This is a genomic window from Embleya sp. NPDC005971 (genome assembly GCF_040629175.1).
In the GTDB taxonomy this organism is placed as follows: Bacteria; Actinomycetota; Actinomycetes; order Streptomycetales; family Streptomycetaceae; genus Embleya.
The window spans coordinates 1-2,815 of the sequence record NZ_JBEXUX010000169.1; the positions used below are offsets into that span (position 1 = coordinate 1).

Genomic DNA, 2,815 nt, shown 5'->3' on the forward strand with positions numbered 1-2,815 from the left:
GGTTCCGCAGATCCACCGCCAACATCGAATCGAACCCGAGATCCTTGAACGCCCGCCCAGCGCCCACCACCTCACCCGACTCGTGACCCAACACGAGTGAGACGTTCGTCCGGACCAGGTGGAGGATCTCGGCCTCGCGCGCCTCGTCGTCGAGCACCGCGAGCCGGGACGCGAAGGTGGATCCGGCCGCGTCGGCCGCACCGGTCGCGATCCGACGGCTCGTCGCGCGTACCAACCCGCGCAACACGTCCGGCAACGCGCCGGCAGCCGCGCGGGTCCGCAGCGCCGCCGGGTCGAGCAGGACCGGCAGGAGGTGCGCCGCGTCGGAGCGCACGGCGGCGTCGAAGAGGGCGAGCCCGTCCTCGTCGGTCAGGGCGCGCACTCCGCGACGCAGCGCCCGGGCGGCCGCGCTGCCCTCGGTATCGGCGGTCATACCGCTGGATCGGGCCCACGGGCCCCAGCCGAGGGAGATTCCGGGGCGGCCGGATGCCCGGCGGTGTTCCGCCAGGGCGTCCAGGAACGCGTTGGCCGCCGCGTAGTTCGCCTGACCGCTGTTGCCGAACACACTCGCGGCGGAGGAGAAGAGCACGAAAGCGGCGAGGTCCAGATCGCGGGTCAACTCGTGCAGGTTGACCGCACCGTCCACCTTGGACCGCAACACGGTGTGCAACCGCTCGTCGGTCAACGCCTCCACCAGGCCGTCGTCCAACAACCCCGCCGCATGCACCACACCGGTCAACGGAACCCGAAGACCCTCCAGCACACGGACCAGCACATCCCGATCGGCCGCATCGCCCGCCTCGACCACAACGGACGCGCCCAGCTCCGTCAGCTCCGCCACCAAAGCGGTGGCTCCGGAAGCATGTTCGCCCCGGCGACTGAGCAACACCAGGCTCCGCACGCCGTATTCGGTCACCAGATGCCGGGCCACCAAAGCGCCCAACGTGCCCGTACCGCCGGTGATCAGCACCGTGCCCGCACCGAACGACGAGCCCTCGACGCCCGCATCGACCGCATGCCGCACCAGACGCGGCACCGACACCGCATCCCCACGAACGACAACCTCACGCTCGCCGCACGCCAAAGCCCCGGACAACCCGGCAACCCAATCCCCGCCATCGACGTCGACCAGCGCGAACCGGTCCGGATGCTCCGTCGCCGCCGACCGCACCAGACCCCACACCACCGACGACGCCACATCCGACACCACCGACCCCGACCCGGCCCCCACCGCACCCCGAGTCACCACCACCAGACGCGACCCCACAAAACGCCCGTCCCCCAACCACCCCCGCACCACCGACAACACCCCCACCGCAACCGCATGCACGGCCTCGGCATCCGGGAAGGCCCCGGCCGGGTCGGCGGCGTCCTGCGACGACGAGATCCCGCACGGAAGCAGCACGACCTCCGGAATCGGGCCACCCGCGTCGACGGCTGCGCCGAGCGCGCCGAGGTCCGAGTACACGGCCAGGGGCCCGGCGGCCGGTTGCGCGTCGATCGCGGCAAGTACCGCCCACTCCTCGGGCAGCGACTCGCCCATCGCATCGGCCGAGCTCGGGGCAGGCACCCAGTCGACACGGAACATGCTTCGGGCACGGTCGCCCCGCGCCTCCCGGAACTCCTCGATCGAGACCGGCCTGACCACCAGCGAGTCGACGGTCAGCACCGACCGACCGGCCTGGTCGGCCAGTTCGACGGCAACCTCGTCGGGACCGAGGTGCGCAAGTCGCACGCGCAGCGCGGTCGCACCGGTCGCGGCCAGGGACACGCCCGCCCAACGGCTCGGCAGCCGCAGGCGTCCGTCCGCGGGGCCACCGAGGGCAATGCCGTGCAACGCGGCGTCCAGCAGGGCCGGATGGATGCCGAATCCGGACGAAGCCTCCTCGTCCGTGGGCAGCGCCACCTCGGCGCAGAGGTCGTCCCCGACGCGCCAGGCCGCCCGCAACCCGCGGAAGAGGCCGCCGTAGTCGTGTCCCGCCTCGGCCAGGCCGTCGTAGAAGCCGTCGAGGTCGATCGCCTGTGCGCCGGCCGGTGGCCAGGCCGCGGCCCACTCGACCTCCCGGCCCGCACCGGTCGCCAATACGGCCGTGGCGTGCCGCGTCCAGCCGTCGGCGGCATCCGCGTCGGCCGGGCGGGAATAGATGCCCAGGCCGTACGTCCCGACGTCGGCGGACTCGTCCACCCGTAGCTGGATGCGTACCGCGCCCTGGTCCGGAATCCGCAGCGGGGCCTCCAGGACGAGTTCCTCCAGCAGGTCGCAGCCCACCTCGTCCGCCGCGCGAACGGCCAGGTCGACCACGGCCGCGCCGGGAAGCACCACCGATCCGGCAACCCGGTGACCGGCCAGCCACGCGTGCGAGCCGAGGGAGAGCGATCCGGTCAGGACGAGGCCGTCGGAGTCGGCCAGCCGTACCGCAGCCCCGAGCAGCGGGTGGTCGGCCATGGTCAGTCCCGCCGACGCGAGGTCGCCGGCGGTCGAACCGGCAGTCGCCGGCCAGTACCGCCTGCGCTGGAAGGCGTACGTCGGCAGTTCCACCGGCCCGGCGCCCCCGCCGTCCAGCAGCGGTCGCCAGTCGACCGGCAGCCCCACGGCGAACGCCTCGGCAAGCGCCGCGGTGAACCGGTCACGGCCCCCCTCGCCCCGACGCAGCGTGCCCATGGATACCGCTCGGGCCTCGGCGGACTCGATGGTGTCCCCGATCGAACCGGTCAGGACGGGGTGTGCGCTGGCCTCGACGAAGGTGTCGAAGCCCTGCGCGAGCAGCAGCCGCACCGTCTCCTCGAACCGCACGGTCTCGCGCAGGTTGCTGTA

Annotated in this window: 1 protein-coding gene; it reads right to left on the reverse strand. The window is 72.7% G+C overall.

The window, feature by feature from the left end:
• Positions 1–2,815 (reverse strand): type I polyketide synthase (locus ABZ374_RS48310; RefSeq protein ID WP_360325156.1); only part of this gene is annotated, 2,815 nt, incomplete at both ends.